The sequence below is a fragment of the Desulfitobacterium dichloroeliminans LMG P-21439 genome (assembly GCF_000243135.2).
Lineage (GTDB): Bacteria > Bacillota > Desulfitobacteriia > Desulfitobacteriales > Desulfitobacteriaceae > Desulfitobacterium > Desulfitobacterium dichloroeliminans.
Window position 1 is genome coordinate 2,368,974 of the sequence record NC_019903.1, and the last position, 25,540, is coordinate 2,394,513.

The 25,540-nt window shown below is 44.3% G+C and carries 24 protein-coding genes and 1 tRNA gene; 1 reads left to right on the forward strand and 24 read right to left on the reverse strand.

Going from position 1 to position 25,540, the window contains the following annotated elements:
- Nucleotides 1–10 precede the first annotated feature (10 nt).
- From nirJ1 to DESDI_RS11230, 15 genes are all read right to left on the reverse strand, one after another.
- Nucleotides 11–1,186: a putative heme d1 biosynthesis radical SAM protein NirJ1 gene (gene nirJ1 / locus DESDI_RS11160; protein WP_015262715.1), complete on the reverse strand. Its 1,176-nt coding sequence runs from the start codon at nt 1,184–1,186 to the stop codon at nt 11–13.
- Nucleotides 1,183–2,697, reverse strand: coding sequence for a uroporphyrinogen-III C-methyltransferase (gene cobA, locus DESDI_RS11165; protein WP_015262716.1), 1,515 nt, complete (start codon nt 2,695–2,697; stop codon nt 1,183–1,185). Before cobA ends, nirJ1 begins: the two co-directional genes overlap by 4 nt.
- A 36-nt stretch (nt 2,698–2,733) precedes the next feature.
- A complete protein-coding gene (gene hemC, locus DESDI_RS11170; RefSeq protein WP_015262717.1) occupies nt 2,734–3,660 on the reverse strand; it encodes a hydroxymethylbilane synthase in 927 nt (308 codons plus the stop codon).
- A gap of 12 nt (nt 3,661–3,672) precedes the next feature.
- Entirely contained in the window at nt 3,673–5,004 is a 1,332-nt protein-coding gene (gene hemA, locus DESDI_RS11175) for a glutamyl-tRNA reductase (protein ID WP_015262718.1), read from the reverse strand.
- Nucleotides 4,980–5,618, reverse strand: coding sequence for a precorrin-2 dehydrogenase/sirohydrochlorin ferrochelatase family protein (locus DESDI_RS11180; RefSeq protein WP_015262719.1), 639 nt, complete (start codon nt 5,616–5,618; stop codon nt 4,980–4,982). The genes hemA and DESDI_RS11180 overlap by 25 nt, the downstream gene beginning before the upstream one ends.
- Before the next feature lie 138 nt (nt 5,619–5,756).
- Nucleotides 5,757–6,611, reverse strand: coding sequence for a c-type cytochrome biogenesis protein CcsB (ccsB, locus tag DESDI_RS11185; protein ID WP_172635899.1), 855 nt, complete (start codon nt 6,609–6,611; stop codon nt 5,757–5,759).
- A 13-nt stretch (nt 6,612–6,624) separates the two neighbouring features.
- Nucleotides 6,625–7,947, reverse strand: coding sequence for a cytochrome c biogenesis protein ResB (resB, locus tag DESDI_RS11190; RefSeq protein WP_015262721.1), 1,323 nt, complete (start codon nt 7,945–7,947; stop codon nt 6,625–6,627).
- A 380-nt stretch (nt 7,948–8,327) separates the two neighbouring features.
- Complete coding sequence (gene nrfD, locus DESDI_RS11195; RefSeq protein ID WP_015262722.1) at nt 8,328–9,275, reverse strand: NrfD/PsrC family molybdoenzyme membrane anchor subunit; 948 nt, start codon at nt 9,273–9,275, stop codon at nt 8,328–8,330.
- Between the two features lie 23 nt (nt 9,276–9,298).
- Nucleotides 9,299–9,973: a 4Fe-4S dicluster domain-containing protein gene (locus DESDI_RS11200; RefSeq protein WP_041219426.1), complete on the reverse strand. Its 675-nt coding sequence runs from the start codon at nt 9,971–9,973 to the stop codon at nt 9,299–9,301.
- Between the two features lie 371 nt (nt 9,974–10,344).
- Complete coding sequence (locus DESDI_RS11205; RefSeq protein ID WP_015262724.1) at nt 10,345–11,313, reverse strand: polyprenyl synthetase family protein; 969 nt, start codon at nt 11,311–11,313, stop codon at nt 10,345–10,347.
- Nucleotides 11,314–11,335: 22 nt separating this feature from the next.
- Nucleotides 11,336–11,737: a Sec-independent protein translocase subunit TatA/TatB gene (locus DESDI_RS11210; protein WP_015262725.1), complete on the reverse strand. Its 402-nt coding sequence runs from the start codon at nt 11,735–11,737 to the stop codon at nt 11,336–11,338.
- Nucleotides 11,738–11,749: 12 nt separating this feature from the next.
- The gene (tatC, locus tag DESDI_RS11215; RefSeq protein ID WP_041219428.1) at nt 11,750–12,505 is read right to left on the reverse strand and encodes a twin-arginine translocase subunit TatC; all 756 of its coding nucleotides are present in this window, start codon (nt 12,503–12,505) and stop codon (nt 11,750–11,752) included.
- Nucleotides 12,506–12,620: 115 nt separating this feature from the next.
- Nucleotides 12,621–13,376, reverse strand: a complete 756-nt coding sequence (locus DESDI_RS11220; RefSeq protein WP_015262727.1) for an isoprenoid biosynthesis enzyme family protein — start codon at nt 13,374–13,376, stop codon at nt 12,621–12,623.
- A gap of 244 nt (nt 13,377–13,620) precedes the next feature.
- Nucleotides 13,621–13,998, reverse strand: coding sequence for an adenosylmethionine decarboxylase (gene speD, locus DESDI_RS11225; RefSeq protein WP_015262728.1), 378 nt, complete (start codon nt 13,996–13,998; stop codon nt 13,621–13,623).
- A gap of 110 nt (nt 13,999–14,108) precedes the next feature.
- Entirely contained in the window at nt 14,109–14,345 is a 237-nt protein-coding gene (locus tag DESDI_RS11230) for a hypothetical protein (RefSeq protein WP_015262729.1), read from the reverse strand.
- A 206-nt stretch (nt 14,346–14,551) separates the two neighbouring features.
- On the opposite strand from DESDI_RS11230, the gene DESDI_RS11235 reads away from it, so the two are divergent.
- Nucleotides 14,552–14,628, forward strand: a tRNA-Pro gene (locus DESDI_RS11235).
- A 99-nt stretch (nt 14,629–14,727) separates the two neighbouring features.
- Here the strand turns inward: DESDI_RS11235 and DESDI_RS11240 are convergent.
- The 9 genes from DESDI_RS11240 to DESDI_RS11280 form a co-directional block, all read right to left on the reverse strand.
- Nucleotides 14,728–15,180: an ACT domain-containing protein gene (locus DESDI_RS11240; protein ID WP_015262730.1), complete on the reverse strand. Its 453-nt coding sequence runs from the start codon at nt 15,178–15,180 to the stop codon at nt 14,728–14,730.
- Between the two features lie 169 nt (nt 15,181–15,349).
- A complete protein-coding gene (gene spoIVA / locus DESDI_RS11245; RefSeq protein ID WP_015262731.1) occupies nt 15,350–16,834 on the reverse strand; it encodes a stage IV sporulation protein A in 1,485 nt (494 codons plus the stop codon).
- A 348-nt stretch (nt 16,835–17,182) separates the two neighbouring features.
- Nucleotides 17,183–18,235: an NAD(P)H-dependent glycerol-3-phosphate dehydrogenase gene (locus DESDI_RS11250; RefSeq protein ID WP_015262732.1), complete on the reverse strand. Its 1,053-nt coding sequence runs from the start codon at nt 18,233–18,235 to the stop codon at nt 17,183–17,185.
- A gap of 63 nt (nt 18,236–18,298) precedes the next feature.
- Complete coding sequence (gene plsY, locus DESDI_RS11255) at nt 18,299–18,886, reverse strand: glycerol-3-phosphate 1-O-acyltransferase PlsY (protein WP_015262733.1); 588 nt, start codon at nt 18,884–18,886, stop codon at nt 18,299–18,301.
- Nucleotides 18,887–18,888: 2 nt separating this feature from the next.
- On the reverse strand, nt 18,889–20,214 hold the full coding sequence (gene der / locus DESDI_RS11260) for a ribosome biogenesis GTPase Der (protein WP_015262734.1): 1,326 nt from the start codon (nt 20,212–20,214) through the stop codon (nt 18,889–18,891).
- Nucleotides 20,207–21,544, reverse strand: coding sequence for a DUF512 domain-containing protein (locus DESDI_RS11265; RefSeq protein ID WP_427846156.1), 1,338 nt, complete (start codon nt 21,542–21,544; stop codon nt 20,207–20,209). The genes der and DESDI_RS11265 overlap by 8 nt, the downstream gene beginning before the upstream one ends.
- Nucleotides 21,537–22,169 (reverse strand): hypothetical protein, encoded by a 633-nt coding sequence (locus DESDI_RS11270; RefSeq protein WP_015262736.1) that lies wholly within the window; start codon nt 22,167–22,169, stop codon nt 21,537–21,539. The genes DESDI_RS11265 and DESDI_RS11270 overlap by 8 nt, the downstream gene beginning before the upstream one ends.
- Nucleotides 22,170–22,202: 33 nt before the next feature.
- Nucleotides 22,203–23,390 carry a putative lipid II flippase FtsW gene (gene ftsW / locus DESDI_RS11275; RefSeq protein ID WP_015262737.1) on the reverse strand — a complete coding sequence of 396 codons (1,188 nt, stop codon included), beginning with the start codon at nt 23,388–23,390 and terminating at the stop codon, nt 22,203–22,205.
- Between the two features lie 132 nt (nt 23,391–23,522).
- Nucleotides 23,523–25,508 carry a bifunctional 4-hydroxy-3-methylbut-2-enyl diphosphate reductase/30S ribosomal protein S1 gene (locus DESDI_RS11280; protein ID WP_015262738.1) on the reverse strand — a complete coding sequence of 662 codons (1,986 nt, stop codon included), beginning with the start codon at nt 25,506–25,508 and terminating at the stop codon, nt 23,523–23,525.
- Nucleotides 25,509–25,540: the final 32 nt, after the last annotated feature.

Below are 25,540 nucleotides of genomic sequence, written 5' to 3' on the forward strand. Positions count from 1 at the left end.
TCCATCCCTATTATCTAATCCCGATCTCCTCATCGGTCAAGTAGCAGGCTGGATCGGATTCCCAAAAGTCTCCGGTCACTGCTTCAGCGCGAGTACGGAAATTACCATTACAGTTATCAAGATATTGACATTTTGAGCAACGACCTTTGAGAAGGGGTTTACGATCCTTTAGGCCCGCCAAAATAGGATGAGAAACATCAGTCCAGATATCTCCGAATTTTCGTTCACGGACATTGCCGAAGGTAATATGTTGGGTAAATTGGTCCGGATGGACGTAGCCAAGAGGATCTACTTCGGCAAAGGCAATCCCCGAACGATTTCCGCCATTCATGCTGATTAATTCTTTGACCTCCTGTGCCTTTACTGGGTCTTCCTGCAAAGTTCGCAGATAGAGGTAGACTCCATCACAATGGTTATCCACGGTTAATATCTCTTTCTTTAGGCCCCGCTCTTCAAAGTCGATGGTACGACGAATAATTGTCTCCATAGCTTGTCTAGACTGCTCAGGCGAGACGTCTTCTTTGATCATCTGATTGCCTCGGCCGGAGTAGACCAGGTGATAAAAACAGACCCGATTGATGTTTTCTTCTTCAATGAAATCGAAAATCCTATCTAACTCATTAAGGTTATGGCTGTTAATAGTAAAACGAAGACCTACCCGTTGTCCCACGGCAACACAATTCTGGATACCCTCCATAGCAGCTTGGAACGCCCCTGCTTTGCCACGGAATCGATCATTTACCTCCCGCAACCCATCCAGAGAGATCCCTACATAACCAACCCCAATATTCTTTATCCGTTGTGCCACTTCCCGTGTAATCAGGGTCCCATTGGTCGAAAGGGTCGGCCGGATTCCTTTGGCGGCTGCATATTCCGCCAATTCAAAAAAGTCAGGACGAATTAAAGGCTCCCCTCCCGAGAAAAGGAGTACAGGAACTCTAAAGTCAGCTAAATCATCAATAAAACGTTTGGCTTCTTCCGTCGTTAATTCACCTTGGTATTTCTGGGCATCGGATTCCATATAACAATGGACGCACTTCAGGTTACAGGTACGTGTAGAATTCCAGACAACTACCGGACCGGAGCCAGCCGTGGTGCCATGCAGAGAACCCTTGGAGCTTTTGGTGTAACGCAGCGAGTCTCCGAAGTATTCTGTATTAAAAAGCAATTTGGTTACACTGATCATTCTTTTCCCCCCCCGGCTAGGGCCTCAAGAAGCCCTTTAATTGTGTATTGCTTTGCTTCAGCATCAATAGTCAAGCCACATTCCGTCGCAGTCTTACTGGTAATCGGGCCGATAGAGAAAAGCTTCACCCCATCTAAAAGGCTTTTTTCGCCATCAATCAACTGCATAAAATTGCGAACTGTTGAGGAACTTGTAAAGGTAACTGCTGATACTGCCTTTTCCTTCAAGAGGTTTTGTAGCTCCTCCTTATTCGCATTGCCAAGCACCGTTCGATAGGCAGGTACGTCCCAGACATCAGCCCCAAGTGCCTTCAAAGACTCGGGAAGTATATCCCGGGCTTCCTCAGCTCGTGCTAATAAGACACTTTGACCGGGTAAAACTCGACTGGCTAATCCTTCAATTATCTTTTCTGCTCGGTATTCTTCAGGCACAAATGAGACCTTCAAGCAGCGTTTCTCAAGGGCATCTCTGGTCGCCGGACCAATCGCCACAATATCCATGCCAAATAAATCTCGAACGTCTTTTCCTTGCTCTATTAAAGTTTTAAAAAACTCTTCCACCCCGTTAACACTGGTAAAGATTACCCATTCAAAACGCTTCAGATTTTTAATCGCATTAATCATCTGATTGGGGTCTGTTGGCGGAGCGATTTCAATCGCTGGAAATTCCCAAGGTTCCCCGCCAAGATCCTCAATACCTTGAGAAAGGGCGCTCGCTTGGTGTCTAGCTCGAGTCACAATAACCCGTTGCCCAAAAAGAGGTTTTTTTTCAAACCACTGTAGTTTTTCCCTTAGCTGAACAACCTCACCAACAATAATAATAGAAGGATTCGTAAACCCTTCAGTCTTTACTAGTTGAGCAATATTATGCAGTTCACCCACAAGGACCTTTTGTTCAGGTCGAGTGCCCCATTGAATGATTCCTACCGGGGTAGAGGCTGAACGGCCATTTTCGATAAGTTTAGAAGCAATCAAAGATAAGTTTTCCATGCCCATCAAAAAAATCAAGGTTCCATGCGCTGTCGCCAAATGCTCCCAAGCCAAAGCTGAGCTGTTTTTGGTCGGATCTTCGTGTCCGGTAATTACTGCGAAGGAAGAGGTTAAATCCCGATGAGTTACGGGAATACCGGCATAAGCAGGTACTGAAATCGCCGAAGTAACACCTGGGACAACTTCAAAAGAGATACCCGCTTTCAGAAGATCCTCGGCCTCTTCTCCCCCCCGGCCAAAAACAAAAGGGTCTCCACCCTTCAAACGTGTAACAATTTTTCCTTCTAATCCCTTCTGCACTAAGAGAGCGTTGATTTCTTCCTGACGCAGGGTATGACGATCAGGGGATTTACCAACATAGATAAGCTCACAATCGGGACGAGCTAAAGTTAAAAGGCGGCGAGAGGCTAATCGATCATAAATAAGCACATCAGCTTTCGCGATGCACTCTGAACCCTTGACTGTAATCAACTTCGGATCTCCCGGCCCGGCACCGACTAAATAGACATATCCCTTGTCCAAATTAGAACACTCCAATCCAATTATTATGATAAAATATTACGATTCTAAGTTAGTTCGAATCTCGCTAAGTATATCCAGAGCCCCCTGAGCAATCAGTGCTTCAGCGGCTTCTTTTCCTAATTTCTCAGGATCATCTCCCGTTAGAGAAACCTTCAAAACTCGTTGGCCATCTAATGAGGCAACCATTCCCCTGAGATTTATCTGTTGAGCATCTGTCACGGCCAAAGCCCCGATCGGAATTTGACAGCCTCCCTCCAAACGAAGAAGGAGGGCCCGCTCTGCTCTGACTGCTCGTTCGGTTTCCCGATGATTCAGTGCCGAGAGTAACTCACGTACATCCTCACGATCAGAGACAACTTCTACGGCAATCGCCCCTTGCCCTACGGCCGAAAGCATAATCTCTTGAGGTATATATTCCGTGATGCGCTCTTCCCAGCCCAATCGTTTAACTCCGGCAGCAGCCAGAACAATACCGGCCATGGTCGATTCCTGAAGTTTGCGCCAACGGGTTTGCAGATTCCCTCTCAAATCAGCAAAACCCAAATCGCTTCGATAGTTCTGTAACTGGGCTTTGCGTCTTAAGCTACTGGTACCAATGATCGAGCCAGCAGGCAAGTCGGCTAGCTGGATTCCCTCTCTACTTAGGAAGACATCCCTTGGCTCTTCTCGCTCACAAAAAACAGCAATATCTAAGCCGGCTGGTAAAATCGTCGGTAGATCTTTTAAACTATGCACTGCACAGTCAATCTCGCCGCTAAGTAAGCCGACCTCTAATTCTTTGGTGAAAAGACCTTTATCCCCAATTTTCGCAAGAGGAACATCAAGTATCTTGTCTCCTTTAGTTTTCATAGGTATAAGTATAAAATCCACTTCCGGGTAAAGCTCTTGTAGCTTATCTTTAACCCATTTTGCTTGCCAAAGAGCAAGTTGACTATCTCGAGTACCAATCTTAAATTTCTGCATATGCTCCCCCTCTTAACCTTGGTTGGAATGATGACCCACTGCGTGATGAACACTCCGTCCTGCATGAGGTGATTCTTGATCCACGTCTAAATCAAATAAATTTTGTAGTATTTCCGTATAAAGATGCCCTTGACTGGTATGGGCCACTTCTTTCAAGTTTGCTATCGGTGGGTGTAGGAGATGAGTAACAATGGAGTTAGCCATGGAGCGAATCACCTTCTCTTGCTTCGCATCGATGGGTCCCAGTTTATTAAGGGCATTTTTCACCATTACATCGCGAACCTGCTCGCCTCGACGCTGTAAAGCAATAATCGTGGGAACGGCAAATAAAGAATTGTGCCATTTCATGAAGCGACCCATTTCTTCTTCGAGAATCTTTTCTGCCTGAATCGCCGCATCTTCCCTAGCTTTTTGATGGGCATCTACCACTCCACGCAGATCATCAATATCAAACAGAGTAACCCCTTCACATTCATTGACGCCGGGATGAATATCTCTGGGAACGGCTATATCAATCATTAATAAGGATCTATATTCACGCAACTTCATAACCCGCTGCATGCGTTCCGGTAAAATAACAAAGTGGTTAGCAGCAGTTGCGGAAATGACAATGTCCGTTTCGACTAATGCTGTGTCAATATCTTCAAAAGGGATGGCCTTTCCGGAAAACTCTTGCGCAAGGGTTTGGGCCCGCTGGAAGGAACGGTTAGAGACCATTACAGTAGACGCCCCGTTAGCTACAAGATGCTTTGCTGTCAGGGCACTCATTTCGCCGGCTCCCATGATCAAAATGCTTTTATCCTTCACATCCCCAAAGGTTTGCTTAGCGAGTTCAACCGCAGTATAAGAAACTGAGGTGGGATGTTGGTCAATTTGTGTCTCAGCACGTACCCTTTTACCAATGGCTAAAGCATTCTGAAAAATAGTATGAATCACCTTATTGGATGCATTCATCTGTGATGACCTATCGTAGGCTTCTGCCACTTGACCCAAAATTTGCGTTTCTCCCATAACCATGGAATCCAGGCCCGCAACCACTCGAAACAAATGACGTACTGATTCATAAAGACCATGAACATAAAGGTATTGGCTAAGGTCTTCTTCTTGAAGATTCCCGTGTCGGGCAAGAAAACTCCTAATGGCGCTAACTCCTGACTCAACTTCAGGAGTAGCAGCATAAATCTCCAAGCGGTTACAGGTATTCAAGAGAACCACTCCATTTAAAGCAGAGAGGGTATTCAATTCAGCTAAGGCTTTGTTAACCTGCGAAGGATGAAAGCTAACCTTCTCACGAATCTCTACTGGAGCCGTTCTGTGGTTCAATCCAACAGTGATCGGAAACACTTTTCCACTACTCCCTTCGCGTCATCTAGCTGACCGTTTTTTATGAGCTGAAGTACCCCTCCATCGGTAACCTGGTCCCAGAATTTTTCTTTTTGTTCGGCTGTCAGCTGGTTTTTAACATCTTTTCGCCAGCTTCTCAGCAATACCAAATAATCTTTATAGGCCTCTCCATAACACTTTTCCAGTTCAGCTCGAATCTGACGAGCCACGATAGGGCTGCTACCGCCCGTGGAGACAGCAATGCTCAAATCCCCTTGCTCGAGTATGGAGGGCACAATAAAGGTACACTTCTCCGGATCATCCACCACATTAATCAGGCGGAAGGCATCTTTAGCATTCCCGGCAACAGCCCCGTTAACCGCCTCGATTTCTGTACAGGAAAATACCAGTAGTGCATCTTGTAGGTCATCGGCAGCATACTCTTTTTCTTCCCAGATACATCGAACACTATCCACCAGTCTTTTGAGATCCGGATTGAGCTTTGGTGAGACAATGCGCACGATGGCCCCATGCTCCAAGAGGGTCTTTACTTTTCGATATGCTACTGTCCCGCCGCCCACGACAAGAACTGGTTTGTTTTGCAAATCTACATAGATGGGGTAATAATGTGACACTTACAGCCCCCCGCTTCATCTTATTCAGTCAAGATTGAGTTAATAAATATTCTAATCTAATCTTACAACGAAACTCCCAACTTAAAAACAAACTTTTTTTTATGGGGCCATTAAGTGTTATTATGAACAAAGTCTTGATTAAGCGTAAGAATGAAGCCCTGGCAGTAAGTAGTTCACCCCAAAGAAGGTGAACAGCACCGCTGCAAATCCTATAATCGCCATCCAAGCAGCTCTCTTCCCCTTCCATCCATACATCAGCCGTGCATGAAGGTATGCAGCATAAATAATCCAGGTAATCAATGACCATGTTTCTTTGGGATCCCACGACCAGTACGTCCCCCAAGCATAGTTAGCCCAAATAGCACCCGTCACAATACAGAGTGTCAGCATGGGGAAAGCAAAGCCGATCATTTTGTAGGCTAACTCATCTAGAACGTTTTCGTGAGGAAAATGACTTGACCAGGTCTCCTTAGTATTCTTCTCGTTGGTATTGGCGCTGGTTTTGATTAAATACATAATCCCCAAACCAAAGGAGATCGCAAAGGCTCCATAGGCCAGCATTGCTGTGAACACATGGAAGGTCAACCATTGACTTTTCAAGGCCGGAGGGATAGCTCCCGACACTCTTTCGGTGGGGCCCATCTTCATGATGATAAACATTAGCAATAGAAAGGGTACCGGCATCACAAAACTGCCCAAGGCTTTGAATTTATAGCGAAACTCTACGAACAAGTAGATCATGACTATTCCCCAACAGAAGGTCAAAATAAATTCGTAGCCATTGGTCAATGGTGGTCTTTGGGTAACAACCCAACGCAGGACAATAGCGGCGGTATTGGCAACAAGTCCGATAATGGCTGCAAAAGTAGCCAAGTGGTTAATGAGGTCCTTTTTCATAGCCATTCCTAACCAATATAGGACAGTGCTTATCACAAAAGCTGCTACCATAATGTAAAACATAATAATTTCTAGATTCTCCAAGGATCCACCCAATGCAATTCACCCCTTATTTTGTAACTTGATTTCCGCTCTCTAGTTCTTCCACAATACTGTCAAATTCTTCTTTAATCCCCATGTTAAACTTTCCGCAGTATGCTCCTATGGCCAGTTCAAATTCTTCTTCATGATCTTTTTCTAACTTCAGAATACCAGAAATGCGAACGGGTCGCCAATAGAATGACAACAGCAAGCCCAACATTAATAGCCCACTGCCAAGCCAAACCATCCATACCCCAGGATCTTCCTTGACTTGTAAGCCAGTGAATCCGGCAGCCTTCTCAAAGGTTATGCTGTAATCTTCTTGAATAGTCTCTGTTTGTCCTAGGGTAAGTTGTCCCATCTCAACTTGACTGGTCTCATTAAAAACTTGATAAAGAATGACTGGTTCTTGGGGATCAGTTTTCATGGCCGACATAACTAGAAAAAGATTCGTTCCAGGTGCGTTAAAGTAGTTACCTCCGCCATTCTGAAGAACTACCGGGTATTCTTCCCCGTTCACCTTCACGGTAAATAACCCACCGGGTGCATAACTGGATTGATAGAACGTTACTCCCTTGTAGGTGAGGGGATGATTGACTGATATAGATTTGCGTGCAACTTCCTCTCCCGATTCAATAATACTTAAATCCGTATACCAATTATCCCGCTCACCGTTGGGTAATATCCGGTCTTCCGCGGAATTAATCTTAACCATAAAATCATCTTTCACTTGGCCTTTATAGATTTCAATCTCCTGAATGGGGATGACACTTCCCTCCCCAGCCATAATATAACCTTTAAAGCCGCCAAGGGATCCGATCAATGCTCCAATAACTAAGATAACAAAGGAGATATGCGTTATAAATGATCCCCAATTGCCGAGACGATGCTTCTGGGCGGTAAAGTTCCATTCTCCCTCTTTTTCCAGCTGGCTCACATGGTAGCCCTTTTTCTTAAGGACTTCCTGAGTTCTTTGCCTGAGTGCCTCACTATCCTTACTGTTTACTTGACTAAAAATCTTTTGCGGAAGTGCGGAATGCTCATGAGGGGGTTCAGGTTGAAAGCTCAGCTTATAGACTCCCCCGAAACGTTGTACGCTACACACAATAAGATTGATACAGAGTAACCCTAATAAGAACTGAAACCAGGGGGATGCATAGATATTGGTAAATCCTAATGTTTTCCAGATATCTGCAACTGCGTCAGCCCCCTCCGGATCAAGGGAAACTTGAGGTACCAAGGTTCCTATTCCCGAGACCAAGGCAACAACACCGAGCAGAAACAGCCCCGTTTTCATAGAACTAAAAATGTCCCAAATCTTCTCCACAAATCCTTCTGACTTATTACTCATGATACCCTCCAGTAACAATTTTGGATAATCTTAGATTCACCAAAGGCTTATTTTATGTATTATTTTACACTATATACCCTACTAATCCTAGATGGGAGGATTGTTTCACAGAAAAATCATAGTTCTTTGAGATTTAAGTAAGATATTATTAAGAAATCAGTAAGATAAATAGTGAATTTATGCACTTTCTTACATAAAAACCCGTAGACCCTGTCTTCTCACTTGTCTTGAGTTAAGCAATAGTTTAAGTGGATAAGGGAGGGAGTCAATGGGTGGATTGGTTTAGTGATAAAAAGAAAAGGCAAAGCTCCTCATATTATGTCTGTTACGGAGTGAAGCTTTGCCTGCATGATTTATCTATGAGATTATCTAATCCTAACTTAGCTTAAGGTTCCGTTCCAAATGGGTAGAGCTGCAAAAATAACCACATAACGCAACACAAAGCCACCCAAAACCACGAAAGCATCGCTAAGAAGGAGAACCTTCGCAAATCCATGTTCTTCATGTACAGCAACTGAGCTGCTACTTCCGGCTGCAGCCTGTACATGACCGCTATGGGCAGAACTGCCAAGCTTTCTAATTCCATAGGCTGAGATGAGAAGCGGAATCACGAGTCCTAGTCCGACTAAGAAGACCCAGAACCAAAGAGCGAGATCACCGGAAATTGCTTTACCGGCTGATTCAGCCGCAACGGCACCTTTGTTTCCCGCGTTAGCCAAGCTGAAGATAAAGGCCACAAGAACAATCTCCAAGCTCACAAGATAAAAGTGAAGCTTTGTCGTCTTATATTCATCTGTTGCCAGACCTCTATCAATAATATTAGCCACTAAAATCGTGATGGAGAGACCTGTAGAAATAGCTGAGATAACAAATAATATTGGCATAGCAAAGCTATTCCAGAAGGGAATTGCTTCAACAACAGCAACAAGAAGACCAGTGTAAGCACACGTAGCTAAGGCCAAAATCGCACCCAAGCCTTCGAGACCCTTGGGAATTGCCTTTTTCTTTAAGGTAAAGAAGGCAACAACTAGTCCTACGCAGATGAATAAGGCCAGAATATACACACCCCAAGTCATAACTGAAGAGGTGATGTTTCTTAAAAGTCCAATTAAAAGCCAAGGTTTCTTCAACCCTTGACCTAAGTCAAATACTAAGAGCGCTGTACCAAAGGCTACGATAGGTGCAGCCATAAAATATCCTGCACGCTTTAAGGCGGGTGAATTTCCTAACCACCCTTTTCCGGCAGCATATGAAGTTAGGTATGCTCCAGCACCTAAACCACCTAAAAAGAGATATATGACGATTAACCATCCCCAATGAAGATGCATGTTTCTTTTTCCTCCTTACTTCTTTAAGCTTTCGGAATAATGACAAATGAAGGGTTGGTAATGCTGACTGGCGGAAGACCATTGACTTCCGGAGCAACAGCACCCGGTATCTTGCGAAGTTCAGTCATATCGCCATAGTTAAGTGCATCAACAGGACAGGCAGTTACACAAGCAGGTTGACCGCCAGCGTCTTGAATCTCGACGCAGAAGCTACATTTTGTAACAGCTCCTGTACCGGACTTAATAAATTGAGGCGCATGATATGGGCAGGCATAGACGCAATAGGCGCAGCCAACGCATTTTTTGGTATCGTGTACTACGATGCCATCTTTTTCGCGTTTTGTATAAGCTTTTACTGGGCATACAGTCATACATGCCGGCTCTTCACAGTGATTGCAGCTCATGGACAAGAACACTGATCCCTTTTCAGTCTTGGCTGAATGCACTTTACGCCATTCTGCTCCCGGCTCCCAATTGTTCGTTTGTTTACAAGCCTTGGCACACAACTTACAGTTTATACATTTGTTTTGGTCATACGAGAAACCTAATTGCTTCGATTCACCCGACTCCGTTCCCGCTGCCTTAACACTCGTTTCTTTTAAGCTTCCCATTGGGATGCCTACGGCCACAGCGGCAGCAGTTAACGCCCCAACCTTTAAAGCAGTACGACGTGTTAATTTTACATCGAGCTTTGACAAATGGAACAACCCCTTTCTCTAAATCCCTCTCTTGTACTTACCCATTTTTTCACCACAAAAAGCTTATGACCACGTTTATAAAACAAAATAAATGATTGTATTAATTATGGTCGTCACACTTTGCTCTTTGTCCTGTAAAAAGAATACCATAGAAATTATTTATTGCAAAGTACAACTTTTCGGTAATTTTTACATCTCTAAATCATTTCATAAAGATTTCACAATTATCATCCGTTATCTGTCGTTAATCGATTTTCGCCCTGCATATTCATTCTTATGATTAATGGTTAGAGCACCATCGCGTTAAAGAAACAGATCGAAAGAATTGCCTTACCATCAATCCCTTCGATCTGAATAGTCTTTTCCTTATTTTAAAACTTTCGAGCTTTGATAAAGCAAGCCAGCTCCACTAACGCTTTACGGGTGGGTACATTAGGAAGCTCTTGCAAGTGAGTATTAGCTTTGTTTATGTATAAATCAACATAATGCATTGAGGCTTCAATGGCTCCTGATTCTTTAATCATGCGAATTGATTCGGTGATTTCTCCTTCGGTCTTTTCAGTCTTCCCAAGGATTTTGCGCAATTGGTCTTTATCCTTAGATCGATCTAAAGCGAGAATCAGAGGCAAAGTCATGATTCCTTGACGAATATCTCCCCCCACGGGTTTACCCAGCTCAGATGCTTCAGAAGTTACATCCAGTACATCATCCACGACTTGAAAAGCCATTCCCAAGTCATGACCATATGCTCCCAAGGCCCACACTTCACGGCGCGGTGCAGAGGAGACTATAGCACCCAGTTTGCAACTGGCTGAGATAAGCATGGCTGTTTTGCGCTTTATACGATAGTAATATTGTTTTAGATTTTGGTTTACATCATTGGATGCTTTTATCTGTTGAATTTCTCCCTGACTCATTTCAACACTCACTTCAGCGAGAATCCGCGATACATCGGGGTGATTAATCTGGGCCAGCAACTCTAGAGCTTTGGCTAATAGATAATCCCCTGTTGCTATGGATACTATGTTTCCCCACTTTGCTTTAACTGTAGGACGACCTCGTCGGGTGGTTGAAGCATCGACTACATCATCATGGACAAGTGTAGCCATATGAATCAGCTCTAAAGCCATGGCCACTGGAAGAAGCTTATCAATAGGATAACCATAAAATTTACCCGCTAAAAGAGTAAAAGCTGGACGTAATCGTTTCCCACCAGCGTCTAGTAATTGAACAGCAGATTGATCCAACACGGGGAAATCTGTTTCAATATAGGCATGAAGTTCTTTTTCAACTCTCTGTAAATCGGAGTTGATCTGATTAAAAAGCCAAAGTTGTTTCAATATTGGTTCACCTGCTTGTACCCTATTTTTCGTGGGAAACCATATCTTGTGGAAGTTCCGCAAGGGGATCCTCATCATAAGTTAATAGTTCTTCCTCAGACGTATCGTTCTCACCAGGTGTGGGATTTGTGGTTTCAGAATCATCAGTTGCTTCGGTCTTAGCTGCGTCTGCTGTTCCCTGCGTATCTGCCTGGCTGGATTTCTTTGGGGTGGTTGTTGGTGTCTTTAAAGTCTCATCCAGTGTCTTCTTAAGTACATTACTTGGAGTATCGACGACATCCTGAAATTCCTTCGTCATATCTCCAGCAATCTTCTTTATCTCAAACACCACTTTGCCGATGGCGCGAGCCACGTCCGGGAGATCTTCCGGTCCGAACAATACTAAGGCGATAACCAGTAATACAATAATTTCATTGAAACTCATTTCTTACCCCCCCTATCCTTGCAGTGTCTTTTCTCGATTTCGCACCACAATATACCCGAGCCAGATACTAACCTCATACAGTAAATAGGTAGGTAAAACCATAAGACTCTGTGTCATGATATCCGGAGTTGGTGAAATGAGCATGGTTACGACAACGATGCCAAAAAAAGCATACTTCCGCTTTTTTGCCAAACTAGCTGGAGTAATTACCCCGATGCGAATCAAGAGTAGTAATACAACCGGTAGTTGGAACACCAAGCCAAAGGTTAGGATAAACCGAATGATAAACGTCAAATAGGACGACTTAGTTAATAAAGGTGTTGAATCTACCGCCGCTCCACCTGCGAAAAGGAGAAATTTTAGGCCGATGGGAATAACAAAGAAAAAAGCAAAGGCCAAACCGGCGACAAAGAGAATCAGGGAACTGGGCACAATCATATACAGATATTTCTTTTCGTTCTGCTTTAAAGCCGGGAGAACAAAACTCCAGATTTGCCAGAAAATAATCGGCAAGGCGAGAACGACTCCGACAACTAATGAAACTTTCAATTTAACCATAATAGGTTCCATTGGAGTTGTGGTAATAAAATCTACTGTTCCAATCTGAAGAACCGGATTAGCGAGAAACCGATAGACAGGATCGCTATAAATCCATCCCACTACCGTACCTAATACGATTCCGTAGGCTGCAAATAATAAAACTTTGCGTAATGCGCTAATATGCTCCATGAGTGGCATATTCTCGTCCAAACGTTTCCGCCTACGCATTCCCACACATCCTTCCCTACTTCTTCTAGCACTAATTAAGTATATTTTTAAGCTTAAAGCAGCAAATCGTTCGCATGTAATTTTAACATGGAATAACTGTAGTTACAAAACAAACCTATTCATAATTAATCTTCAGAGTTTCTATTTTCAAATGACTTTCGATATAATTGATGAGTTCCCCTAAAGAGTGACCTTTGGGATTAGGTAGTTCTAGCAGGACGTTACGAGCTTCATGCAAAGCATCATTAATTACATTATCCTCAACTTGATCCTGTGAGGCAGCCCAGGCAAGCCCTAGGTTCCATCCTAAAACTTCACATTGGTTTTGCACTTTTACCGGGCAACCTGACAACTCTGCTCCTAGACGTGCGGCAAGACCTGTCAAGGTTGCTCTTTCCATCTCGAAAATCTTCAAAAATTCAGCTTGATCCACTGTTCTATCTTTAGCTAACCAACGGGTAATAGCCCCTTGATTCATACTCTCTATAACTTTTGCCAAGGGAGCCAAGAAATGTAGCATATTTTCTTTACATAAACTCAGAAAGAACTTTCCATAGAGAAAATCTCCGACAAGAACCGGAAATTGCCGTTTACTCTCTTCTAAATCAGGATCATCAGTCATCAAACGATGAACTTGGTCGGCCATAAATATGTATTGAAGAATTATTGCTAAGCGAATCGCTGAACGGTTAACCCCTCCGAAGGCTTGACTTATAGAAAGGACAATGAGAGAGCAGGCGTTATTATCCAGTTCGTCAAAATCCAATTCTACAAGGTCGTCAAATTCCGCAGCCTTGAGCTTGATTTCACGTCTGAGTGTTTTTCTTATTTCTTCAAGTTCCTCCTTGAAGTGTTCTGTCAATAGCGACAAGGCAATCTCTCCTTAATATTTGAGGCTAATCTAGGAAGTATTCGAGGCTTTTTACGAAAATCCTGCCCCTATCTTTTATTTCGCACTTCACTATCTTATTTTTTACCGGTTTAGACAAATCATCCTATAATGTATTAGCAAATATTTACATTAACGAAATTCAAAACAATAGACCTTGCAACTCTCCGTCACAAGGCCTACCTTGCTAGTCTTATCCTAGTCTGGAATAAAATAAATATCCCTCCTAAAGATTTACCGCTTCCTTTGAATCTTCAACGATCCCACGCTTCATTTCTGTAGCTGTCATATGACCTGCCATAAACTGCTCGGTCAAATAATTACAGGCATCCCAGGGATTGACCCGATCCCCACAAGTGAAGACGTCGACGGCTGCATAACCAAGTTCTGGCCATGTATGAATGGCTAAATGAGATTCTGAAATTACGACCACACCACTCACACCTTGAGGACTAAACTTATGAAATACCACCTCGCGCACTTCTGCGCCTGCTTCCAGGGCTGCGTTGACCATGATTGATTCGACTTCTTCGCGGTTATTAAGAATGTCGAAGTTGCAACCATAGATTTCAGCCAACACATGACGTCCCAGAGAATTGTTCATCTTGTCATCGTTGCCCCCTTTTCAATTGCAAAATAGAAGGAATTCTATCGAAACAATTGTAGCACAATGATGGTGCATGTCAATAAAAAAGTAAACCAGCTCTTGTTGTTCTACTCAGCTATATCTAAGGTGGAGAGTGCCATCCAATACCCTTGCCAAATCGCAACGACTTGTTTTCCGATGTTATTATAGTCTAAATGTATGGACATTAAATCGTCGATCATGACAGCAAATTCTTTTTCAATCCGTTCCCTCTTTCCTAGATGATCTTCTTGCTTGGCAACATGAAGCAAACGCAAACAGACAAAATCTGATTCTACAAAACGGTTAAACTCAAGTCGTTTCAATGCTAATACCCGCCCTTCCCTACTCTTGGCCACGCTCAGTTTAATATTATCAAAAGCGGTGCATACCTACAAACTATTCTAACATGAATTTTTCTATTCTACGTCCAAGGATAGCGCCATGGGCATAAATTGTGGCAAATTATAGTCTTGCATTTTAAGTTGACATATGTTATTTTATATAAGTCCCTCAAATACGGGGATCTAATCGGGGCGTGGCTCAGCTTGGTAGAGCGCTACCTTGGGGTGGTAGAGGTCGCATGTTCAAATCATGTCGCTCCGACCATATTTTAAAATATGAACCTACAAACTTGCTTGTCAAGACTTGTAGGTTTTTGTCTTTTTCTAGTTTTGTTTTCTTTCTAAGTATCTTTTCTAGCTATCTTCAATTCTGCCCGATAACTTCAATTTTACGGACCCCTTGAATCTCACCTAGACCAGCGAGCAGGTTTTCCGGGGTGTCCACCATCCCAGTATTTTCAATAGAGATTGTCACGTTAGCAATTCCTTGTAGAGGTATTCCCTGGTTAATCGTCAAGATATTTGCGCGGAAGCAAGCTATGGTATTTAAGACATTCGATAAAACTCCCGCAGTATTCTCTAAGGTCAAAGATAAGGTGATGATTTTCTCTTTACTCGCTTCGTAAAAGGGAAACACACCATCCTTGTACTTATAAAAGGCACTTCGGCTAAGCTGGACTCGATCCACAGCCTCATTAATGGTTTGGGCATCGCCTTTTACCAAAAGCTCCTTCGCCTGAGCTGTTTTGAGAATTGCCTCCGGCAGTATATTCTTACTGATGATTAAGAAATCCTTATTACGATTCTGACTAGCCATCTTTCTTCGCTCCTAGTACCTAAATCAACTTCAGACAACCTCAACTTAGGGCAACCTCATTGCTTCTGTAAGGATATTATAAGCAAATGTCCACTCTAAGGCAACATTTGTTTTTCTACAAGATACGCACAAAAAAAGAGGGCTCCCGCAGGAACCCACTCTTAAGGGTCTAAATGATGATGCAGATTAGACCACCATTACCGTCATTAACAATTCGTTGCAATGTATCTTGGAGCTTGTGTTGCGCATTTTCCGGCATCCGATAGAGCTTAGTTTGAACCCCTTCACGAACTAGGTCATGAAGTGATTTGCCAAAGATATTGGATTCCCACACCTTCTTGGGATCGGATTCGAATTCATCGAGGATGTAACGAACGAGATCCTCCGCCTGCTTCTCCGTTCCAATCAGAGGGGTGATTTCCGTGGTGACATCTGCACGCAGGATATGTAAAGATGGGGCACTAGCCTTTAACTTGATCCCATAATGCCCGCCGGATTTCACTAGTTCGGGCTCTTCTAGGAACATTTCATCGAGATGAGGTGTTACTACACCGTAGCCATGGGCGCGGACTTCATCAATAGCTGGTGCAATTTTATCCCATTCCTTCTTCGCTTTGCTATAGTCGAGGACCAATCTCATGAGTGTATGTTCCCCTTCTACATCGACGCCGGTCATTTCTTCGAGAACGGTCTTAAAGAGTCCATCGATGGCTGTCATCTCTATGTCAGCAGTTCCTGTTCCCAAATTCATCTGTTTGAGCAGAACATCTTGTGCATTAGGGCATTCGCCAAGTTTATCCAGTGCCATGTCAATATCCCGTATGCGACGAATTCCTTCGATGGATTGGCGTACTGCCTCTTCAAAGCTAGTCCTGACGGGGTGACTGGATTCAAGCTCTTCAACCCACTTAGGAATCTCAATATTGACTTCAGCGACGGGAAATTCATAGAGTACTTCTTCGAGAATTTGGGTAATATCTTCGGGGGTCATTTCCAGGCAGTTGACTGGAATCACGGGTACACCGTACTTTTCCTCAAGAGAGCTGGCTAGCTCCATGGACATTTCCGAATAAGGTCGAGTTGTGTTCATGACGATTACATAGGGTTTCCCTAGATGCTTTAATTCATCAATCACGCGTTCTTCAGCATCTACATAGGCCTCTCTGGGAATGTCTGTGATTGAACCATCTGTGGTGATCACGATACCGATGGTAGAGTGATCTGTTATGACCTTGCGCGTGCCAATCTCAGCTGCTTCTTGGAACGGGATGGGCTCATCGCTCCAAGAGGTTCGAACCAGCCTAGGCTCCTCCCCGTCTTCAGCCTCATAGCCAATGGCTCCCTCCACAGCATAGCCTACACAATCCACGAGACGAACTTTCATTTGAATACTGTCTTTGACTAAGATTTCCACTGCATCCGCTGGAATAAACTTGGGCTCTGTCGTAGTAATTTGTCTTCCCGAGCCACTTTGAGGAAGTTCATCGTTCGCCCGCTCCCGCTCAAAAACATCCGTGATATTGGGCAGGACCAGGAGGTCCATGAAGCGTTTGATAAAGGTGGACTTCCCAGTGCGGACTGGTCCAACGATTCCCAGGTAGATATCGCCCCCTGTGCGCTCGGCGATATCTTTAAAAATGTCCACTTTTTCCACAAAAATTCCCTCCCTTTTGAGTGCTGTCCCAAAACCGGGGAAGGGCCCCCACCTTATCCCCCACCTCCCTATCACAAGATGATGGATACCGGATAACTGGACTAGCACGTTACGCAGTATAAGTATATTGATTGGCTTGGGCATTTATGTCAAAATTTCTTTTGCCACGAGAATTTTCTGCATTGTAGAACTCCTACGTAGCCACTACCCAATCCTTTATCATTGCTATGTAAGGTTCAAGCAATATATTCCATTAAGCAAAAAAGACGTAAGGAATTTTTCCTTACGTCTTTTTTGCTTGCAAACCAGGCTTCATACCGAGATGCATGGTTGACCTATTGGGTTGACCTAGTCATTTCGCTGCAGCCTCGTGTTGTAGGCACTATTTTCCATAGCAATTTGGGCTACTTCCTCAATCTCATGTTTTTTTCCTCGCATCATGAGGGCTGATACTGCTACCTTGGGGTCAGTTCCCTCAAAGATAACTTGATAGGCTTGTTCCACAATAGGCATAGATATCCCATATTGACGGCTCAATTCAAAGGCTACCTTTGTAGTGCGGATACCTTCTACTACCATCCCTACCTCTTGTAAAACCTGATCTAAAGGTTTTCCTTGCCCTAAGGCGACTCCAGCGCGACGATTGCGACTATGTTGACTGGTGCAAGTCACGATAAGGTCCCCGACTCCAGATAAACCCGCGAAGGTCAAGGGATTCCCTCCCATAGCAACACCCAATCGGGTTATTTCAGCAATTCCTCGTGTCATAAGCGCAGCCTTTGTATTATCGCCAAAACCAAGTCCTTCAGCGAAACCGGCGCACAGAGCAATAATATTCTTGAAGGCTCCTCCGAGTTCCACACCGATTGTATCTGGGTTGGTATAGACGCGGAAGTTAGGAGTCATCATGACATCCTGGACCGCTTCTGCAGCTTTCGTATCGTGGGAAGCCACGACGACAGTAGTAGGCATATCCTTACCCACCTCTTCGGCATGACTAGGCCCCGACAAAACCACGATTGAGTTGTTTGGAAGCTCTTCCGTGAGTACCTCGGAAAGGCGCTTATGGCTTCTCTCTTCTAATCCCTTTGCCGTATTGACAACGATGGTTTCCTTCTTAAGAAAGGATCTTATCCTTTGAGCAGTCTCCCGTACACTATGGGAGGGGACACTGAGGATGAGCATATCCGTATCCTCAAGTTCAGTGATATCCACAGATGGTTGCACGGTCTCAGGCAACGTCACTCCCGGTAAGTAATGAAGATTCTCGCGTCGCTCATCCATGAGACTCATCTCTTGGGGGTTGCGACCAAGTAATACGACCTCATGACCAGCTTTACCCATAGCGACAGCTAAGGCAGTTCCCCAACTCCCTGCTCCATATACGGTTATTTTAGTCAAAATAATGCCCCCTCCCCAGCAAAATATCGAAGAATATAGCAAAATATATTAAAGTACTATTGCCTATTTTTTAAAATTAATACGATTCTCCGTTCCCTTGAGAACTCTTTGTAGATTCGTGCGGTGACGAATAATCACACCACTCACAGCAATGACTGCAAAAACCTTATACGCCAGGGGCTCGTTCAAGATAAAAACTAAAACACCAACAGTTAAAGCTCCTAATACCGAGCCCATTGAAACGTAACGAGTGATAAATACAACTAGGACAAACAAGGCAATCGCTATACCGGTGATCTCCGGCATTAATACTAAGATAATACCAAAGCCGGAAGCCACTCCCTTACCGCTAGGTTTGAAGCCAAAGAAAGGATTCCAACTGTGTCCAGCCATGGCCAATAGACCCGCCACGATTCCTCCCCAAGGCCCGAAAAAATGATACCCTAAATAGGCCGCCATGGCACCCTTCAAGGCATCTCCTAAGAGCACAAGAGCACCGATTTTAGCACCCAACAAGCGGAAGGCATTGGTGGTGCCCATATTTCCGCTACCGTGTTTGCGAACATCAACCCCCTTGAAGCGACCTGCAAAATAGGCAAATGGAATGGCTCCTAGTAGATAAGCGATAACGAATATCGCATACTCCCCCATGATTAGTCCCTCTCTTCGTCTTTTTGGCGCACAATCATCCGGATGGGTGAACCTTCAAACCCAAAGTTTGCCCGTACTTGGTTTTCTAAATAGCGGCGATAGGAAAAGTGCATCAGCTCATGATCATTAACAAAAAAGACAAAGGTTGGTGGTTTCACTCCGACCTGCGTTGCATAAAGAATCTTGAGACGTCTCCCCTTATCCGAGGGAGGCGGATTGAGGTGAGTCCATTCTCTGACTAAGGTATTCAATGTCGCGGTAGCCACCCGGGTGGAGTTCTGCTCCGCTACAAAATCGACCAAATCCAGTAATTTAGTAACCCGTTGCCCGGTCTTCGCTGAGATAAAGAGAGTGGGAGCATACTGCATAAAGCCTAGTTCCTCCCGAATCGTCTTCTCAAAGCGATTCATGGTCTTATCATCCTTTTCCACCAGGTCCCATTTATTGACCACCAGCACGATTCCTTTGCCAGCTTCATGCGCATAACCGGCGATCTTCTTATCCTGCTCCGTGACACCTTCTACGGCTTCGATAAGCATAAGAATAACATCAGAGCGATCCACGGCACGTAAGGAGCGAGCTACACTGTATTGCTCAGTCAACTCTTCAATACGGCCTTTTCTTCTCATCCCTGCGGTGTCGATAATCACATAACTCTTGCCGTCATGCTTAAAAGCCGAATCGATAGCATCCCTCGTGGTGCCAGGAATATTACTGACGATCACTCTTTCTTCACCTAGTAGAGTATTCACCAAGGAAGACTTTCCCACATTAGGGCGACCGACAACAGCGATACGGATGGTATCGGGATCTATCTCTTCTTCCAACTCATCAGGAAAATGAGAAATAACTTCATCCAGCAAGTCGCCGATATTCATCCCATGTACGGCTGAGATAGGAATCGGTTCACCTAGGCCTAATCTATAAAACTCATAGAGCTCAGCTTTTTCAAAATGTTCGACTTTATTAGCGGCCAGTATGACCGGTTTACCCGAACGCCTTAAAGTATTGGCAATCATATCATCATCCGGTGTCGGAGAAACTTGAGCATCAATTACAAAAACAATGACATCGGCTTCCTCTATGGCAATCTCTGCCTGGCGACGCATTTGTGAGGATATAGGGGTGTTCTCATTGACAAATTCAATCCCCCCCGTATCGATAATGGTAAATTTACGTCCCAACCACTCTGCATCTCGGTATAAACGATCCCGTGTTACTCCAGGGCGGTTCTCAACAATCGCAACAAGTCCGCCTGCCAAACGGTTAAACAAGGTGGACTTTCCCACATTGGGACGTCCCACGATGGCTACTACTGGTTTACTCAATTTCTTCAACCTCCAAATTCAATCCACTCACTGCTTCCAGAAAAGCCCTCCCGTGGTTTTCAACCACCAAGGGCGTTCCTTGCAGCACCTGACTTAACCATTCCACACTACGGTCATCGAGGAAAATATCCTCATCAGCTTTGAGCATAACCCGTGGGATTAAAAAAACATCTCCTTTGATATCACCGATCTGCTTTGCAATATCCTGCGCTGTCAACAAACCTGCCACGGTCACGGTCGGTCCAAAAAACTCATTCGTAATCACATGGAGTTCGATAGACAAACCTTGAATAGTGTCTAACCGCTTGATCAATTGCGCGAAAAATGTTGCAGCGGAAACTCCGGTGATGAGGTGGACTTTTCGCTCAGGGATACTATGAGGAAGGCGCTGAAGGGACTGATCAAATTCATGGCGGAATTTGCTGGCCATTCCCACCCCATTTTCTAACTGGGAAAAATCATCATATATATCGACAGAAGGAAAATCCCAACCCGCTAAAGCGTAAAACTCATCGGAGAAATACACCAGACTACAATCCGTTGCTTGACGGTATTCTTTTTGCCAAGCCTCACCCTTCGTTAAAATACCTTGGGCCTCTTGGAGAGTAAACGAACGTAGATTAGTCAGATTCTCTCGATACTTCGTCAGTCCTACCGGAACTACTGCAATCGATTGAACCGTCGGATGTAGCTTGCCCAACTCCCGAACGGTCTGTTCAAGAACTTCACCATCATTATAACCTGGTACCAAAACAATTTGCGAATGAATTTGGATCCCCGCATCCGCCAGCTTTCTAAGCTGTGTAGACAAATCTCCTGCCTTTGGATTCTTCATTAGGCGAACCCGAGCTTCCGAATCCCAGGCATGAACCGAGATATATAAGGGGCTAAGGTGAAACTTAAGAATCCGCTCAAACTCATCCTCATCTAAGTTTGAGAGAGTAATGAAGCTCCCTTGAGTTAAAGAAAGACGATAATCATCATCTTTATCATAAAGGCTTTGGCGCATCCCCTTCGGCATTTGAGCTACAAAACAAAAGACACAATTGTTTTTACATAGCTTTAAGCCCTGAGTGCTAATAGCCTGAACCTCAAGGCCTAGTACCTCTCCGTATGACCTTTCAATTTCTATCTCCCAGAGTTCCCCATTAACCTTCTCTATGAGCATAGTAAATTCATCCTCAGCAGTTAAGTACTGAAAATCAATAACATCGTCAATCTTCTGTTCATCAATGGCAAGGATTCGATCTCCACATTCAATCTCCATCTCTTCAGCGATGCTGCCTTCATGGACAGCTGCCACGACTAAACCATCTTTCAAGTTAGTCATCCTTTCTATATATCCCTCCATCATCAGCCATCGAGTCCTGCACCGCTATCATACCAGCGCTTAGGCTTTTCTTGGTCTGGTAATACTCACGAATCTGCCTAAAGGCGGCAATCATGATACATCCCACCCCACTGAAATGCCAGAGAAAGGAATTCGGAAGGCTGTAGTATCTGACAACTCCATCAAATAAAAATATTGTTAAGCCTAAATTGACGAGTATTCCACCAGAAAGAGCTAAGGTCATACTCCAAAGGTCATGAGTGCTGAAGAGAGCAACTGCAAGAAAAACTACAGCAAACAACCACCGATCATAGGAGAAAATACCTGGTTCATTTAGGACAAACAGATCTTGAGCCAGCAAACATATTCCCGTCATGAGTATCCCCGGGAATCTACGTCCCTTAGCTCGCTTCCAAGCAATCCAGGTTACAGCAAGCAAAACAACTATTCGCGGGAAATCCCAATCCCAGATATGGGAAAAAGTAAAGCTATGTTCAATAATCCATCCGAAAATCCAGGCCAGAGGAAGAACTCTCAAACTTTTATGAATATGGAAAACCGGCCATTCAGCCCATGCTAGCAATCCAATACTCAAGACCAACCACTCGCCAATCGGGAAAATCAAGTCTCATCGCCTCCTCTAGCTTGACTCTCCCTATTATTCCCTTAAAGTTTGTCCTTCAATCGGAGGCATCGAGAAGGAGCCTAAATGAGGAACATTAATTTGACTATAGCGAGAAATATTCAGTAATATTCCAATCTCAACTAAAGTAATGACTAAGGAACTACCCCCATAGGATACCAAGGGCAGAGTGATTCCTGTCACAGGCAATACTCCCGTAACTACACAAAGATTGATGCCAGATTGAATGGCTAAAGAGAAGGCGATGCCAAAGGACAATAATCGTCCAAAGCGATCAGGGCATTTTCTCGATATATAGAAAGCCCTCCCAAAGCAGAATATAAACAACCCAATCAATAAAAAGGTGCCCATTAAACCCAGTTCCTCACCAATTAAGGCAAAGATCATATCTGTGTAGGTTTCGGGTAAATAACCGAACTTTTGCATACTTCTACCTAATCCCACCCCAAAGATTCCTCCAGAGCCAAAGGCAATCTCAGCGTTGGTTATTTGATATCCCATTCCAGAAGCATATTGCCAGGGATCTAACCAAACAAGAATCCGGTTCCATTGGTAAGGGGTATTGTAGATGAGATAAAAAAGAGGTGCACCAAGACAAGGAACCGCCAATAAAAACCACGCAGTAGGAAGCTCCGTCAGCCAAAGCAGGGCAGCAGCCGTAAACACTAGCACTAGTGTCGTTCCTAAGTCAGGTTGCTTGTAGACCAAAGCTAATAGCGGAATAAGAATGAGGGCTGGCCAAGCGAGATCTTTTAATTTCTTTACAGGATAACGGTCAAGATAGTTTGCTAAAAAAAGAATCAGAGCTATTTTGGCAATTTCCGAGGGTTGAACATTGACCGGCCCAATTTTTAGCCACCGGGAAGCACCGTTAGCTTCAACAGCACTATCGGAATTCAGAACCAAGACCAGAAGAAGCAGGGTAACTCCAATTCCTATGCCAGCAAACTTTTTGAGAAACGGATAAGGAATTCTCGTTATAATCAATGCAAAAAAGCTTCCGAGCAGTGCCCATTTTCCCTGCCTCAGCACGTAGAAAAATGTGTTTTCCGTCTCATTATATCCTCTGACAGAGCCTGCAGTAAGAACCATCACTAACCCAAAAGCGAGAACTGCTAATACCGAGATCAGTAAATAAAAGTCCACCTCGTGGAGCGGTTTGGGTAATTTTCCGAGTAAGGAGCGTTTTCGTTTTTTCGGCACGGCACATCCCTCGCTTTAACTTCCATCAGAGTAATATTCTATGGACAGCAAATGACTTCCTGCAGGCCTGCAAGAAGTCATAGGTGCTAAAAAGTATTTTTGGTTGAAACTCCTCCTGAAAGCAAGTGTCCTTTAGCTTTCAGAATCAGGTTGAATAACATCACCAATGGTGACTTGAGGGGCTTCAGGTTGGTCTGCCAGAAGTTGTGCATCTTCAGTAGCTTGAGCTTCTTCCGCAGCTTCACGAATACTTAAGCTAATGCGTTTTTCCTCGGGCTTGCATTCGATGATCTTCGCTTGAACCATATCTCCTACCGTCACGATATCTTCGACCTTGTTAACTCGTTTTTCAGAAAGCTGAGAGATATGAACTAAAGCATCGACCCCATCCTCCAACTGAACAAAAGCTCCGAAGGGGGCTAGACGAACTACTTTTCCAGTCACTAACGCTCCAACTGGATACTTTTCAAGGGCGTTTTCCCAAGGGCTCGGTTTCAATTGCTTAAGACCCAAGGAAATCTTGCCCTGCTCCTTGTCCACTTTAAGCACTTGAACTTCCACTTCATCCCCGACATTGACATATTCAGAAGGATGCTTTATCCGAGTATAGGCAATGTCAGACACATGAAGCAGCCCATCCACCCCACCGAGATCGATAAATGCTCCGAATTGAGCCAGTCGCTTCACTGTACCGCTGATAACGTCCCCTTCTTGGAGGGTTCCGAGCAGCTGTTCCTTCTTAACTGCCAGCTCCTCTTGTAAGATTTCCTTTTGAGAAAGCACAACGCGCCGTTTTGAAGGATCAAATTCAATAACTCGTAGGCGTAAAGTTTGCCCTTTAAACTGATTTAGATCTTCCACATAGCCGGGTTGTATTTGCGAAGCTGGGACAAACCCTCGCATACCCACATCAACAATCAATCCGCCTTTAACCACCTCAGCGACCTTTCCCTGAATCTCTTGTTTAGTCTCTGCATATTCTTTTAGACGATCAGCGGCAGCAAATTCGTCAGCTCTGCGCTTCGAAAGCAATGGATTACCCTCTTCATTCTCGACACGAAGAACAACAGCTTGGATTTCATCTCCAACTGCAACAATATCACTGGGCTGAACATTAGAACTTACAGTGAGTTCTTTCAGGGGGATAATCCCTTCAGATTTCCAACCCAAATCCACAAACACTTCGTCGTGAGTCACTTTTACAACTGTTCCTTTGACTAAAGCTCCTCGATGCAAACTTTGCATCCCGGCAGCCCAGTCCTCCATATTCATTATTTCATTCATTTCGTTGTTTTCCATGTTTGACATCTTTTTATTAACCTCCTCAATAATCCAATCTGGTGTTGAGGCTCCAGCCGTTAGTCCTACGGTTTCTACCCCTTTAAACCAGTTATTTTCTAATTCATCAGCCGTCTCAATAAGATAGGTTTGAGTATGTTCAGAGCAAATCCCGGCCAACTTTCTGGTATTGGCACTGTTTTTGCCACCGACTACAATCATCACATCAACCTTACCAGCTAATTCTCGGGCAACGGTTTGCCGCTCCTCAGTAGCATTGCAAATGGTATTATGTACCTTGAGCTCCTTGGTATGTTTTCTTAATTCGTCCACAATACTGTGGAAATTCGCAGCGGGTTGTGTCGTCTGCGCCAGTACCGATAGCTTTTCATAAAAGGGAAGTTCGCTTGCTTCTTCAAGCTTCTCAATAGCTATCGAATGTACCCCGGCCCATCCCAAGATTCCTTGCACCTCAGGGTGTTGCCTATCCCCAACCACAATAACTTGACTCGTCTTCGATGCTTCGGCAGCCAGTCGTTGCGCCTTTTGGACAAATGGACACGTGGCGTCCACTACTTCGACTTGTAAGCGCTGGGCTTCCTGATAAATATCTGGTGGAACTCCATGGGAACGGATAATTAAAGTATCACCGGCTTCGGTTTCCTTCACTTCCCCGACAACCCGCACTCCTTGCTTTTCCATCTTCTCCACTACTTGTTTATTGTGTATCAATGGTCCTAAGGAAGCGGTGCTCGAAGAAAGAACAGTTCTTTCTGCCATATCTAAAGCTCGTTTAACACCAAAGCAAAATCCGGCTTTTTCTGCCCGGATAATTTTCAAGTTTGCCCCTCCTTAACTTGCATTACGCTTAA